This is a genomic window from Ochrobactrum sp. MYb379, from assembly GCF_037479515.1.
Classification (GTDB): Bacteria; Pseudomonadota; Alphaproteobacteria; order Rhizobiales; family Rhizobiaceae; genus Brucella.
On sequence record NZ_JBBGYW010000029.1, the window covers coordinates 1 to 14653 of the forward strand.

The following is a 14653-nucleotide window of genomic DNA, read 5'->3' on the forward strand; positions in this document are numbered from 1 at the left end:
CGCCCAGAGGCGCAGCCCAAGCCGAAAATTATTGTTTGAGAGATAGCCAGCGGGTTTTGTGGCTGTCCATAAGATTGTCGTTCCAGCCATCGACCTTGTCGGAAACAAGGGCGCGGGAGGAATAATAGAGAATTGGAATATTGCTCATATCATCAAGCTTGAGCTGCTCCGCTTCGGCAAGAACCTTTGCACGCGCATCAAGATCAAGGATCTTTGCAGCTTCAGCCATCTTCGCATCATATTCCGGGTTCTTTACCTTGGAATAATTAAAGCTGACATCGCTCTGCGCAATATAAAGGAAGTTCTGTGGATCGTTGTAGTCGCCGATCCAACCCGCACGTGCAATATCAAACGGACCATCTTCGCGCAGGAAGTTAAAATACGTCGCGCCTTCGGTTTCGTTCAATGACGCTTTGACACCGATGTTGCCGAGTTGGTCAGCGATAGCTGCCATCGTGTTCTTATTGTTTTCAGATGTGTTGTAAAGCAACTCAATCGAAAGCGTATTCGGTTCAACACCCGCTTCTTTCAAAAGCTCCTTGGCTTTGTCTTCCCGATCCAGCATGTCGTCGGAATAGTCGAGCTTAGGTGCATCTTTCACGTAATGGTTGATGCCAGGAGGAACCAGTGAATACCCCGGAAGCATCGTGCCCTGCCAAACCTGATCGGCAATGAAGTCCCGATCAATGGCCATCGAAATTGCTTGGCGAACGCGCGGGTCTTTTAGCTTGCTGTCAGCAGTCTTGCCTTTGACTGGCAAATAATAAACGCCAAGATAAGGTGCCATACGGAATTCGTTGGTAAGGTTCTTCTTTACATAATCCATCTGTTCGGCTGGAACGTCCGAGCAGACCTGAACTTCTTTGGCCTCAAAACGGCGCATACAGCTCGCACGATCTTCAAAAGGAATCCAGTTGATGGTGTCGATCTTCACCTGATCCGCTTCATAATAATTTGGATTCTTCTTCATGACGATCTTGTCATTCGGCGTGAAGCTGACGAGTTCGTAAGCGCCGTTCGTTACAAGCTTGCCGGGCGTCGTAAACTTATCGCCATTTTCCTCGACGCTTTTCTTATGTAACGGAAAACCAGTCTGGTGCGTCAACAGCTCTAGGAAATATGGAGCAGGGGAGTTGAGCGTTACCTTCAGCGTGTGATCATCTACAGCTTCAACACCCAACTCATCGACCGGCTTTTTACCACCAGCAACGTCTTCCGCGTTCTTGATGACAAACAACATGCTTGCATAGCCAGCAGCTGTCTTTGGGTCCATCAGACGGTGAAAAGCGAAGCTGAAATCACCAGCAGTTACCGGATCGCCATTCGACCATTTCGCATTATCGCGCAGATGAAACGTGTAAGTCAGACCATCTTCAGAAATATCCCATGACTTCGCAACACCGGGTACTGCTTCACCATCAGCGTTCTGAATTGTCAGGCCATCGTAGAGATCACGAAGAACGTTTCCCTCCGACACCGTCGATGTACGATGATGGTCAAGCGTCGCGGGATCGGTATCATTGCCCCGGTTGAGAACGACCTCTGCTGACGCCGCTCCCATTAGCGCCACAAGACACACACCTGTCAGTAAAGTTTTACGAAACACTAAGTACCCCTCCTTGGTAATTTTCGAAATGAGTCATATCTTATGGATAAGATTCAAGCTTGCAAGGAAAGATAGTAAGGCCCTGATATAGTTAAGCTAATTAAATGGTTGTCGTCAAAGCCAATTTCTTGGGGTGAGTACGCTTCACGCGAAATTGCCCTTGCACTTGAGCAGCTCATACATAGAAAATCCGAGTATTTCGGGAGTTTTGGAGTTATCAAGCACACCTTGCTGCGTTCCATCATACGATTCGGGAGCATAGATTGTGCTTGAGGAATTGCTTCGGTTAGATACGATGTGAATTATCTGCGTCGTCTTAACCAAAAATTGCGCACCACCACAACAGCGAATAAGTTCCATAATCTATCTTATGCGATTATCCTATGTAGCCGGGGTGGGTTCTAGTTTGAAGTGCGACTTGCAAATGATAACAATGAGTTATCCAATGCAAGGAACCTGTCATGGACCGCACCTATTCGCATATTGATCTGGATGAACGCCGCAAAATAGCGCGCTGGCGTATTGCAAAGCTTTCCGTTGACGTTATTGCTGAGAGACTTGGAAGGCACCGCTCGACCATTTTTCGTGAACTTAAGCGCAATCAGTTTCACGATGATGAGATCAAGGATTTAAACGGTTATTACTGCACGATTGCTGACCAGAAATGCCGCGAGCGGCGTTCGAAGCAACGCAAGCTCATCCGGTATGATGAGCTACGGCAGTCCGTGATCGATCACATCAGCGATGGATGGTCGCCGCAACAGATTGCCGGGAGAATGCGGTTGGAGCGGCATCCCGTTTCTGTCAGTCATGAAACGATCTATCAGTTTGTGTATTCCGCTGATGGTCGGCAAGAAGGGCTTTGGAAACATCTGCCCGAACGTCGTGCCAAACGACGTCCACGTCATGCCCGACGTCATCATGGACGCCGCTTTCCACCGGAACTGAGCATCCTTTATCGTCCAGACATGGTTTCTAGGCGCAAGCAGTTCGGTCATTGGGAAGGCGACACTATCCAGTTTCGCAAGAGGTTTGGCAACGCCAATGTAACGTCTCTGGTCGAGCGGGTGAGCCGCTTCACGGTTTTGTTGCGCAATAATGATCGTCAATCAAAGCCGTTGATGGAAGGTGTGATTAGAGTACTCCAGCCCCTGCCCCAAATCGCCCGCCGATCAATCACCTTTGATCGTGGTTCCGAGTTTATGGCGTATCGGGCTTTGGAGGATGGAATGGGAGCTAAAAGCTGGTTTTGTGACCCAAACTCACCCTGGCAGAAAGGCGCGATTGAGAACATCAACAAGCGCATTCGACGATATTTGCCCAGCAACACGGACCTGACACAAATCAGCCAGGAACAGTTGATCGCCCTCGCCCATAATCTCAATGCAACTCCGCGCAAGTGTCTTGGATTTAAGACACCAGCCGAGGCTTTTGCTACACTTTTGCAGGATGCAGCTTAATCAGATAGCTTTACCTACGGCATGATGCAGTTGGAATAGCTTTTCCAAACAACAGTCGCTTATCTGTTCAAAAAGTATTATCAGTGAACAGCAGCATACATGATGTCTTTCTCAGTGACTTTAAGCGGCGAGAATTCCTCAACTATGCGCCCTTGGCGACAGACCAGAATCCGGTCAGAAAGAGCCAGAATTTCCGGAAGATACGAGGAGATAACGATAACAGCCAGTCCCTGATCTGCAAGAGCTTCAATCAAGCTGTGAATTTCGGCAATCGCGCCCACATCAACGCCACGCGTCGGCTCATCAAAAATAATAAGTTTCGGATTCTGCACAAGCGCCTTGCTGATAACAACCTTCTGCTGATTACCGCCTGAAAGCTCGATAACCTGTGCTTTTGAATCAATGCTTTTGATAGCGAGCTTATTTCGCCATGTATCGGCGAGCGCCTTCATTTCCTTATAGCTGATAACTGGCAACCGTTCCAGACCAGCAGCCAGAAGTCCCGCATAAAGATTTTCAGCGATAGACATGGTTTCAAAGAAGCCATCAACCTTACGGTCTTCAGTGACATACACGATCCCATCGCGCACGGCCTCACGCGGCGTTGTGTAACGCACCGGCTGTCCACGATATTCAATGGTTCCACCACGCAGAAAATTGCGTTTAAAAACCCCGGCAATGATCTTCGCGGTCTCGGTTCTGCCCGAACCAACAAGCCCGAAAATGCCAGTCGTCTGCCCTTCAAAAACTGAGAAGGATGTATTGCGCACCATCGCCCCCATAGACACATCTTCAACTGAAAGGATGCGCGGGCCAGCAGGACGGATAGCTCGGCGTGGCTGGGATCCCTCGACAGAAGCACGCCCGATCATTGCCTGAACAATCTTTGCCTGGTCCATATAAACGGTATTCTCTGTCATCACCTTCTCACCGTCGCGCATGATAGTGATACGGTCTGAGATAAGCAGAGCTTCTTCGAGAGCATGACTGATAAAGACAATAGTTACGCCGCGTTTTTTCAATCGCCTGACAAGTGCGAAAAAATGTTTGCGTTCTTCAGGTGTCAGAGTGGCGGTTGGTTCATCAAAAATGATGATTTTCGCGTTTAGTCGTACTGCGCGCGCGATCTCCACCATCTGGCGTTTTGCAGCACCAAGCGTCGAAACATTGGCAGTTGGATCCACAGTAAAATTCAGCGATTGCAGAAATTGTTGTGCCGCAATGGTAATACCGCGTAAGCGGTTGAATGCTTTCTCATCACCAAGGTAAAGATTTTGAGCAACAGTCATCGAGGGCACAAGGCTCGTTTCCTGAAACACCATAGCGATACCGTGTTGCAAGGCGTCGGCGGGGCCAGAAAACCTGATTTCGTTTCCGTTCAGAATAAGCTTACCAGAACTCGGTTCCACAACACCGGCGAGCAATTTGCTGAGCGTTGATTTTCCGGCTCCATTTTCACCCAACAGCGCGTGCACCTCACCTGCGTGAAGGTCGAAATCAACCGCATTAACGGCGATATTCCCGTGATAAGACTTCGTGATCGCTTTGGTTTCCAGCAGAACTGTCATTGCCCATCACCGTTATCAAGCTCGACTATCAGATCAGCTCCTTTGACCGTTGCAAGCACCGACGAGCCTGTATCCAGTATCGACGTTAATCCGTGACGGTTACCATCAGAGCGGCTATGGAAACTTTCCTCCGGCAGACATTGGCTGTCGAGCCGTACCGCCAGGCCGTATGAACGCGAAGGCGCCCAGGGTTTGTGAACTCCCATCGTGCGCACTGACCCGCACTGCAATGGCGCAAGAAAGTCAGAGCCAGAAGACAAGGCAGGCGCAATCCAGTATTCACGCTCAATCGTTGCGAGCATATCGTGACGGAAAGCCTTCTCCTGCAATACGAACTCGATCAGGCGATTTCGGGGTGCGAAAACTGACAGCCAGAAGCCGCCATTGCGCGCAGGCGACAATCTGCCCGGATAGCCTGGAATTCTGGTCAGGACCGGCGTCACGCCCGCTCCAGCATCGATTTGAATAATGCGGTGCGCAAAAGCCTCGCTGACCAATATCAAGCCATCACGGTTAGCATGAACACCTGATGGCCATGCAAGCCCGTCTGCCAGAAGAGTTGCGCTGCCGGAAACAATATCAAGCCTCCACACAGACCCGGTCGCTTGTTTGTTCATGAGAGCGACGACCCAATCAGACGGCGCATAGGTGGCAGAGCCTACTGTTAAAACAATGGTTGTCGCATCGATTACCGATACAGCCGTTGGACAAAGAAGCACGTTTGAATCAAGCCGATCAAAAATCTTGCCATCATGGATTCCACCATGGATGAGCAACTTGCCACTATCTAGCGCAACAATCAGAGCATCATCGGAAAGCACGGCCATTGCGGCAATATCGGCATCGTAACTTGCGATTTCCTCGGCGACAGCATCCGTAATTCTGAACACCGAGGCACCAGACGAGAAGACGGGGGTGCCTGACCAGAGCACGAGATTATCCGGCGCTTTATGCGATAGAAGAACCGGGGCATCATCCAGCGCAGTATTGGGTTTATATGCACCGTCATAAGGTGGGATCGTAATGGCCTTGCCACGAAATGGATCAAGAAGGCGATCAATGAAACTCATTTTGCCTCTCCCCAATAGGAGTTCCAGCCTGTCCAGTCTGGATCAGCTCCATCAATCTTGATACGACCAATTCGATTATTCAGAATACCGCCAATATATAGAAAGCCTTTGTGCTCGCGCATTGACGTCACCATAGGGTGACTTGCACCGCCCAGATCGCCAAGGGTTGCGACAATGGCCCCTGAATCATCAAATTTCACGACGCCGCCCGTGTTGATATTAGGGAACAACCACTCGTCCTGCGGGAGACGCCGGGTCATGCGTTTGCGCATACCGGGATTTCGCAATGCAAGATCGAAACTTGGTGTGCGCATCCCCAGCCACGCCATCCAGTAAGTGCCATCGGAAGCGCGGTTGATATTATCCGGGTAACCCGGCATGTCGCGGATAACTGTTTCTAGAGTGCCGGCCTTTGGCCCCTCAATCCAGTAACGGTGAACCGAGCAGGCCCACGACTCTGCCAAGAGCAACGACTGACCGTCATGGGCTATGCAAACGCCATTGGCATAGCGGAGATTTTTAAGAACTGTCCGTGTTTTGCCAGTTTTTGGATCATACACTAACAAACGTCCGGTGGGGCGGCTCTCAATTGAGTCCAAAGCCCAGTCATGCGCATCATAACGTGTTGTTGAATCCGTAAACCAGACCCGACCATGACGGTCGATGTCGCAATCATTTGGATCACGTAATCTCGCATCGTCGATGACAGAAAAAAGGGAACGGCCTGTCTCCGTCGATAATTCGCTGACCGTGCCATTCTGTGCAACAGAGTATAAACCCATCGCGCCCACGCAAGACTTGATTGATCCGTCACGGTCGATCGCAAGTCCCAGCGGGAAGCCGCCAATATGCGCAAATATTTCTGAGCGTTTATAATCCGGAGCGAAATAGCGTACGATTTCGCCATGCCGTGTGCCCGCATAAAGATTATCGTCACGGTCCAGAACAACATCTTCCGGACCTTCGACCTCACCAATACCGATAGCTTCAGCATTCGCCAGTGAATTGTTGAGCGCGTATGGTGTGCCCGATCCGGGCACCGCTGACAAAGCGGTCTGCATTTGGTGATGCACGGGTGCCACATAAACCTCAGACACGACCTTATGTCGGTTTTTTAGCCAACGCACATCAAACACGATTGCGAGCGCCAGCAACAATCCGAGGATCATCTGATTGGTGCCAGTTCCCGCGCCCATGCGGATCAATCCGTTATTGATAAGCAGTACAGCGACAGCACCCATAAAGCCCTTGGCAATCGAACCACGCCCGCCGCCAAGACTGTTCCCGCCAACGACGGCGGCAGTCAATGCCAACAATTCCAGCCCAAGCCCGGTCCCTGGCCCAACCCCGGACAAGCGTGCGGCAAAAAGATAGCCCGCAATGCCACACGCAGCTCCGCATACAACATAAGTCAGGAAGACCGTTCGCCGCACCGGAATACCTATATTGAATGCGGAACGGCGAGCACCACCAACGGCACTGATATGCCAGCCAATGCGCGAACGTGTGATGATCAGATGTGCGAGCGCCGTGAACAGAACAGCGATCAGAGCACTCACAGGCAGGCCCCATAAGGTGCCCATACCCATCCAGTCAAAGCCATCAGAATATACCGCAGAACCCTGTATCTGTTTGCCGTAGTGAATGATCAGAATATCATAGATCGAACGACCGATAATGAGCGTAACAAGTGTTGTGAGAAATGCGCGCAGACGCAGATAGCCGATGAGAAAGCCATTGAACGCGCCAAACAATGCTCCCACACCCACCGCAACAATAAAAGCCAGCCAGACAGGCCCTTCCCCGATATAAATAACGGAGAGTGTGGCAAAAGCTGCGAGAGCAAAAATAGAGCCAACCGACAGATCAATTCCGCCACCGATGATAACCACCGTAAGCCCGATTACAACGATCAGAAACTCACCCAGCTGCCGGGATGTATCAAGGAGACTGCCTGCAGTAAAAAAGCCCGGAACAAGCATGCCGAAAATGCCGATGACGGCGATAAGAAAGACAAATGGAACCAGATTATCAGCCCAGTTTTTAACAAGAATTTCCCCAGCAAGATGATCTGGGATTCTGTTATATCGAAACCGCGCTAGCGCTTCTCTCATTTTCATTCGATGTTTCCGGCTTTCCGAAAGGCAAGGCCTGTTAACCCTTCCCCCGCTGCTAAAGCGGAGAAGCATAAGCAAAAATGGGACAGCACAGCGCTCTTGGAGCGCTATGCTTTCTTAAATTGTGGCTTTAAGTCTTCGCTGCGTCGATTGCTTTCTGGCTCCAGCAGACGCCGGGCGTCAGATCAGCTTTCGTACGCGCGCGTTCGAGTGTGTAAAGGTAGCGGGCCTTATCGCCCGGCTTTTCATTGCCCTGCAACAGAAGCTTGATCGCGGTTACAACGTCGTGCGATTGACGAACCAGCTCACTGGTCACGATAGCGCCAAAAGTACCATCTTCTAGCAGGTTGCAGTCGATCTGTTCGCCGCCACCGGTGGTCACCAGAAACACCTTGTCTTTAAGACCTGCATCACGAATGGCCGCAGCGGTTCCCTGCGCGGTGGCATCCCAGAAATCGATAATGCCGCAAACATCAGGATTTTGCTGTAGCAGTGTTGTGGCTGCATTGCGCGCGGTGGTCGGATCCCAGTTGGAATCGGGCTGGCCAACGACCTTGAATTCTGGGTTCTTCTCAAGAACAGCCTGCACACCAGCCCATTGATCCAGGCTCGATGCATTAACCTGATCGCCCTGTATCACACCTATCTTCTTGCTGGAATTTGGCCCACAGCCCTTGATAACAGCTTCCGTTTCGAGCTCTCCAAGCTTCTTCCAGTCCGAACCGGCGAAAACGTCAGACGCAAAATTCGATGGATTATCGAGCTGGATAACAAAAATTCCGGCATCCTGTGCCCGTTTATAAAGGCGGCTATAGGAGTTGATATCCGGGGATTGTACAATCAGCACATCAGGCTTGTTCGCAGACGAAATCAGATCTGTGATCGCCTGCGCTCCTGCATCCACGCTCCAGTTCGGATCACGTGTTTCCCAGATGCCACCGAAAGCCTTGACTTCTTCACCGATAAAATGGTTCCAGCCCTGAGCGAGATCAAAGCCCATTGTCATTGGAACAAGCACAACGCGCTTGCCCTTAAGCGCATTTTCATAAGCAGCAGGTCCGGGATTCCCCGCATCCTGCGCCGAGCTTGTGAAAGCGCTCACAGCGAACACCATGGTCGCGGACAGAGCGGCAAGTAAACCACGCTTCCAGATTTTCATTTTCCAACCCTCTTTTCGATGGACCGCCAGGCGCGCCCATAGTTACAAATGTCAGATATCGCCCTGCTGACTGGTCTGTTCATCGCGTGGATTGAGGCGCCCATCGAGAATGATTGCAGCCAGCAAAATTGTTGCTTTGATCAAGTTTTGATAGATATTGGGGAGGTCGAGGATGGTCATACCGTTGAGCAAAATGCCAATCAGCAAGGCACCAACCAGAATATTGCGCATCCCGCCTTTTCCGCCGGAAAGACCTATGCCGCCAATCACCACCACCAGAATGACATCATAGAGCAGCGTTGAATTCACGATGCGGGTATTCATGCTTTGCAGGCTGACAGCCGTAGCAACACCTGCAACCCATGCCAGCAACGCACTGACAACATATTTTAGCAGCGTCAGCGGACGCACACCGATGCCCATGGTCCGCGCCGCCTGATAGTTATCGCCCATCAGGTAAAGAAACCGCCCCGGTTTTGTATATCTAAGAAACAGCCAGCCTATGATCAGCATTCCAAGAAAAAGCAGCACGTCGAGCGGGAGCCCTACCAGACGCGCCTGCCCCAGAGAGAGCAGCGCCAACGCATCCTGCGGAATGGAAATCACATCCTGCGTCAATATCTGAGAACGAACAAAGCCGAAAACAAAAGCGCTCGTGGCGAGCGTCGCAAAAAGCGCTGGGACACTGGCATAGGCAACCAGAAATCCGTTGACCAGACCAATAGTCACAACAACCAGAAAGACAACAGAACTCGCGGTAAGTAAACTCCAGCCATGATGCAACAATTCAAGTTGTAGCGCCGTCGCTATCACCATCACAGCAACCATTGATAAATCGATACCACGACCGATAACAACCAGCCCCATACCGATAGCCAGGATGCCCAACACTGAAATGCTGCGTATAATTGCGATAAGATTTCCGGTTGCCCTGAAACCATCAAGGCTCACGGCAAAGCCTGCAAACAATGCGACGGCCAAGATCAGAACAATTTTTTCCTGACTAACCGAGCTGAAAAAGCCAGATGACTGCGACAATTCAAGCAACCTTTCACATGCTGAAACAGTCGTTTCAGGCCGTTAGTCGGCACCCTATCGGGCTGCAACAATCGCGGTAATTGAAACGTTTTCCGGATCATCAATAGCCGGTCTCAGTCGTTGCTTGCAGGCAGCCTTTTCTATCTTGAAGTCAAAATGAGAACAATTTTTCGCCAAACAACACCCTGCGGGAAACAGGTCTTAAACCATTTCTACTACCAAAGAACCAATTGAGCTTATTTGCCTCAGCTGGTCACATCAAACTCAGGATCAATAGGAATAGACAAGGCAGTGACAATCCGATTGGTCTCTGATGCCATACCAATAACAGCAAGAAGATCGCCATACTGGGCATCCGTCATGCCCTTAGCGCGTGCGGCGGCGGTGTGAGAGTGAATGCAATAATTGCAACCACTGGCAACCGACACAGCAATATAGATCAGCTCTTTTGTAAGCGGATCGAGTGCCGACGGCTCTACCATCACCTCTTTCAGACTTTGCCACGTCCGTTCGAGGGTGCGAGGATCGTTCGCCAGTCCTCGCCAGAAATTATTTATGAAGTCCGATCCCCGCACGGCCTTTATATCATCGAATACGGCTTTAACGCGTGGTGATTTCTCCGCATCTCCGTCGGTCCAGAGCTTCACTGTCGTCATGTTCATCACCTTGAAATTCTAAAAGTGCTGGGAAACGTTATAGCAAACCAATAACGCCCACCAAAATAGGAATGTAACGTCGGAAACAGCAAATCAGGGCGGGTTCACCGCCCTGTAGAGCAGCACAAAATTGATCAGATATTGCCTGCGATTTTGAAGCGCAACGCGTCATCAATAAAGCTCTTTTCGCCTGGTTCACTCTCATTAGAGCCGAACGGCAATTGGGCGCGCAGCTTCCAATTTTGTGGAATATCCCATTGCTGTGCAACCACAGTGTCGATCACCGGATTATAATGCTGCAGACTTGCACCAACTCCTGCGTTCGCTAAAGCAGTCCAGACTGAAAACTGCGCCATGCCTGATGATTGCTCGGAAAACTCAGGAAATTTGTCCGCATAGAGCTTATAGGTTTCCTGCAAATCACGAACTACCTGCTGATCTTCATAAAAAAGAACCGTCCCTGCTCCCGACGCAAATTTCTTGAGTTTCGCCTCAGTTGATTCAAAAGCATCTTGAGGTACGAGAGGTCGCAACGCAGCCTTCACAAGCTCCCAGAACTGAACGCTTTCGGAGCCATAAAGAATAACAATTCGCGAGCTTTGAGAATTAAAGGTGCTGGGCGCATGGCGCACAGCTTCCTGAATTATGCGAGTCACGTCGGCCTGAGATAACTCTAGGTTGCGACCAATATTATACTGGCTTCGACGGCGGCGAATTTGATCGATAAAGTCATGGGCCATTACAGGTCTCTTTACAGTTGGACAGGATTTGGTTTCAGGCAATCGCTGGACTAATAGTTGAAGGTGGGTAAAATTGGCAGGTTCGCGCATCTCGCGCAAAGTCACGAGGCGGCAATTTCTGCCGCTTCTGGAGAAATTAATTCCATTATTTGCAGTTCCGACAGCCAATTTATTATACAAAACGTTCAAAGTTGAATAACGCGTAGCTACTGACCATTTTCTATGGCTGGAATGATACAACATACAATTTGCTGCCATGATTTACGGTTTTACTGCAAATATTTCGTCAATGGATGAACTGATAGTATCCTGGCTTTCAGTAAGCGGAGTATTTTTGTTGTTCAAAGGTCACAACTTCGATCAGTCCGTCATTCTGCTCTATGTTCGATAGTACCTTGCTTACAATCAGAGCCTCCGCAATCTGAGAGAAATGATGGCGGAACGCGGCATTAATCTGGATCATTCAACCGTCCATCGTTGGGTCGTCTATTTCAGTTCAAGGCTGCTTAAACGTTTTATTCGGAAAAACGTCAGGTCACACGCAAATGGAACCTCGATGAAGTTCACATCAAGGTCAAAGACAAGTGGCTGGATTTGTATCGTGTAAGCGATAGAAATGGCGATACAGTTGAAGTTTTTTCAGCAAAAGCGTGATCCAGCTACCGCGAAGCGCTTTACAACCAAGGTAGCGTCCTACCACGGCAGGCCAGAACTCATAATCATTGATGGCAGTTGGACCGCCAGAACAGCTGTTCTACAATGTGACACAGAGGGCCAACTCCTACGAGTTGCCCTTCTTGCAAGAGCCCGCCAAGTATGCACGTGATTTGCGGGCAAATCACACCGAGCCGCAACAGCACCATGCTCTCTACCGACCGTAGCGTTTCTACCACAATTCATGCTTTTATCTCATCCGGTCACTTTAGGCTCCCCAACTTTCACCAACAACCGTTAGACCCTGCAATATGATATCAATGTAGAAACTCTAATGAGACAATTAGGAAGATGGGATCAGCCTACGCTTACTTATGGCAAACTCTCTAAATTGATTAGTTATCACCCAAAGGTCTGGAAGATCATTCACTTGAGTAAGTTTTGTTTCAAAATTTCGATTGGAATAAAACACGGCTCAGCTATTGACGCAGTTATGCAGCAAGTACCTCGAGCCGTTGTTTGATTGAGTGCGCATGCTGATCTGAAAAAGCATCTTATTGTTTACGCATCATGCGAATGCGTTCAATGTATGCAATCGTGCCGTTCATGGATTTGTTGGAGCCAATAGTACTATCTAAAACGCATAACAACAAACATCTAATTTTTGTGGGCACTTACCCGCGAAGACCGGCCTGACGTGGTTTACTCCTATACGCAGGTAGCGCGGGTGAAAATGCCGGCGCCTTTCTAAAGGGCTTAGACTACATTCTGTAGTTCGATAGTCATCAGAGATGCAATCGGCTGTCCAACCTCCTCAAAAGGGCGACGGTCCCATTCGGGTGCACATTGCTGGGCGCATGCAAAGTGCAAGCTAGAGAAGGTATTTGACCGAGACAACTCCGAAATATCTGCCGAGCGCTGAATCCGGATTACCCAATTCCATACCGTCGAGGCTGATATACGCTGCATCTGGCCCATCCAGCGCCTGTCCACACTGCAGATCAGCGCCAAGCCCTTAGTAACCGACTTCGGCGAATGGCTTCAGGTAGAGCGTTGAAAAGCATACACCAAATCCGGGCCAGGATAAAAGCGCATGTGTATCCATAACCGATGGGACGGATTGCAAACATTTCTGGCAGTTGGTCGCATAGAAATCAAATTCAATAAGGTTGGAAATCTCAACCAGTCTATTGCTCTCAATCGCTAGAATGCACTCTTTGAAGGCTACGACGAAGGCAGCATCACCTGAACGCCTATCGCTTCGTTGATCGAAACCTGAAAAATCAACGCTATCGGCCTCTTTTTTATCTCAAGGTAACACGCGCGGCTATCGCAGCCCCCCAAGCAGCATCGACGAACTCATTCAACCGGACTTTGATACCACGAGCTAGATCGCAGGCGCTAAACAACGAAGACTTATGACAGCCATGGTTACGCTATATTATTTTAAGAGAGTGGATACACTGACCGCAAGCTCAAGTGCAAACTGGAACAGGGCAGAAATTTTACGCTACGTTTGGTCAACCAATCCGATCATGTTGAGGGCTGTGAATTTCTACCAGATGAGTGGGGCGTAGAACATGCTTTTTCCGTGTTAGGTCAATGCCACAGATTACAACAAGAATGCGAGAAAACCATCGTCTCCCGTAAAGCGTAGATCTACATCTTAAATATCCATATAACAATCAGACGCGTAGCAGGAGACTAATATGGTTACATTTATTATGATCCAAGTTTCAAACTTGCTGATAAAACGACGCTATTTTCACATCTCTTCGACACCAACGACAGGGATAGAAAAACGCTCGTACAAAGAAATAAAGATCTTCGTATCACACTTGTTTAGTTCAAAAGTATCAATATCATAGGACACTTCGTAGCCCCGCATGCTCCAATCATCCGCGAAGCAATGCGGATGATGTCAAGGTGATTATTGCGCTCCAACCGAACGCGCACGAGATTGCCCAGATATCAGAAATCACCAGAAATTCAGTGGCGTGCCACCTTTGAAAAGGCCGATATCCTCGCATGGCGCTCCTTTTCTCTTAGCATCGGCATTTGGTATCATTAATACTTAAAAACACCTCCACGGGGGTGTCTGTCGAATAATTTATCTAACCATTTGTATTAAAATAATATTAAATAAAACACTTACTTTGATTACACACAAATATACACACAAAATAATTCTCTTTATTATCGAATAGATAATTAGTTACGGTTCGAATTCCAATCGCGAACAAAATATCAGAAAAAGTCAAACATGTATTTAAGTCTTGAATATAACATATTCCCTTTCTTATCGCTATCTCCAAACTATTTTTTTATCAGCTTATCATGATCCCTTTCTATTCGGGAAAAGAAGATACCATTTCTCTCCATTATTGCCATATAATCAATAGAAATGTTTTTCATAATTCTACCGGCATCCATTTTTATCCATGGCTGTTGGAATACTTACGCTGTGCTCGAGATAGTGGTCTGCCCCCTGAAAAGTGATCCTTCATGAAGTATGGCTTATGAGCCTCAGAAGGACATTGAAATGGCAGTGAAAAGACACAAGGCAGAAGAGATCATCACGAAGC

Annotated in this window: 9 protein-coding genes and 1 pseudogene; 2 read left to right on the plus strand and 8 right to left on the minus strand. The window is 49.0% G+C overall.

Annotation, left to right across the window (positions count from 1 at the left end; genetic code table 11):
• Positions 1 to 28: 28 nt before the first annotated feature.
• Positions 29 to 1606 carry a peptide ABC transporter substrate-binding protein gene (locus WH356_RS23680; protein WP_339515304.1) on the minus strand — a complete coding sequence of 526 codons (1578 nt, stop codon included), beginning with the start codon at positions 1604 to 1606 and terminating at the stop codon, positions 29 to 31.
• Between the two features lie 461 nt (positions 1607 to 2067).
• Here WH356_RS23680 and WH356_RS23685 point away from each other — a divergent pair, with 461 nt between their 5' ends.
• Positions 2068 to 3066, plus strand: a complete 999-nt coding sequence (locus tag WH356_RS23685) for an IS30 family transposase (protein WP_339515306.1) — start codon at positions 2068 to 2070, stop codon at positions 3064 to 3066.
• 80 nt (positions 3067 to 3146) lie between these two features.
• Here WH356_RS23685 and WH356_RS23690 read toward each other — a convergent pair whose 3' ends face one another.
• The 7 genes from WH356_RS23690 to WH356_RS23720 form a co-directional block, all read right to left on the minus strand.
• Positions 3147 to 4634 (minus strand): sugar ABC transporter ATP-binding protein, encoded by a 1488-nt coding sequence (locus WH356_RS23690; protein WP_339515308.1) that lies wholly within the window; start codon positions 4632 to 4634, stop codon positions 3147 to 3149.
• Positions 4631 to 5704 carry a hypothetical protein gene (locus WH356_RS23695; RefSeq protein ID WP_339515310.1) on the minus strand — a complete coding sequence of 358 codons (1074 nt, stop codon included), beginning with the start codon at positions 5702 to 5704 and terminating at the stop codon, positions 4631 to 4633. Before WH356_RS23695 ends, WH356_RS23690 begins: the two co-directional genes overlap by 4 nt.
• The gene (locus tag WH356_RS23700; RefSeq protein ID WP_339515312.1) at positions 5701 to 7824 is read right to left on the minus strand and encodes an ABC transporter permease; all 2124 of its coding nucleotides are present in this window, start codon (positions 7822 to 7824) and stop codon (positions 5701 to 5703) included. Before WH356_RS23700 ends, WH356_RS23695 begins: the two co-directional genes overlap by 4 nt.
• A 127-nt stretch (positions 7825 to 7951) precedes the next feature.
• Positions 7952 to 8980 carry a sugar ABC transporter substrate-binding protein gene (locus WH356_RS23705; protein ID WP_339515314.1) on the minus strand — a complete coding sequence of 343 codons (1029 nt, stop codon included), beginning with the start codon at positions 8978 to 8980 and terminating at the stop codon, positions 7952 to 7954.
• 51 nt (positions 8981 to 9031) lie between these two features.
• Positions 9032 to 10018, minus strand: coding sequence for an ABC transporter permease (locus WH356_RS23710; RefSeq protein WP_339515316.1), 987 nt, complete (start codon positions 10016 to 10018; stop codon positions 9032 to 9034).
• A 245-nt stretch (positions 10019 to 10263) separates the two neighbouring features.
• Positions 10264 to 10674, minus strand: a complete 411-nt coding sequence (locus WH356_RS23715; protein ID WP_339515318.1) for a carboxymuconolactone decarboxylase family protein — start codon at positions 10672 to 10674, stop codon at positions 10264 to 10266.
• A gap of 134 nt (positions 10675 to 10808) precedes the next feature.
• Positions 10809 to 11414 (minus strand): nitroreductase family protein, encoded by a 606-nt coding sequence (locus tag WH356_RS23720; protein WP_339515320.1) that lies wholly within the window; start codon positions 11412 to 11414, stop codon positions 10809 to 10811.
• A gap of 337 nt (positions 11415 to 11751) precedes the next feature.
• On the opposite strand from WH356_RS23720, the pseudogene WH356_RS23725 reads away from it, so the two are divergent.
• Positions 11752 to 12195 (plus strand): annotated as a pseudogene (locus WH356_RS23725) (IS6 family transposase); the annotation flags it as partial.
• Positions 12196 to 14653: the final 2458 nt, after the last annotated feature.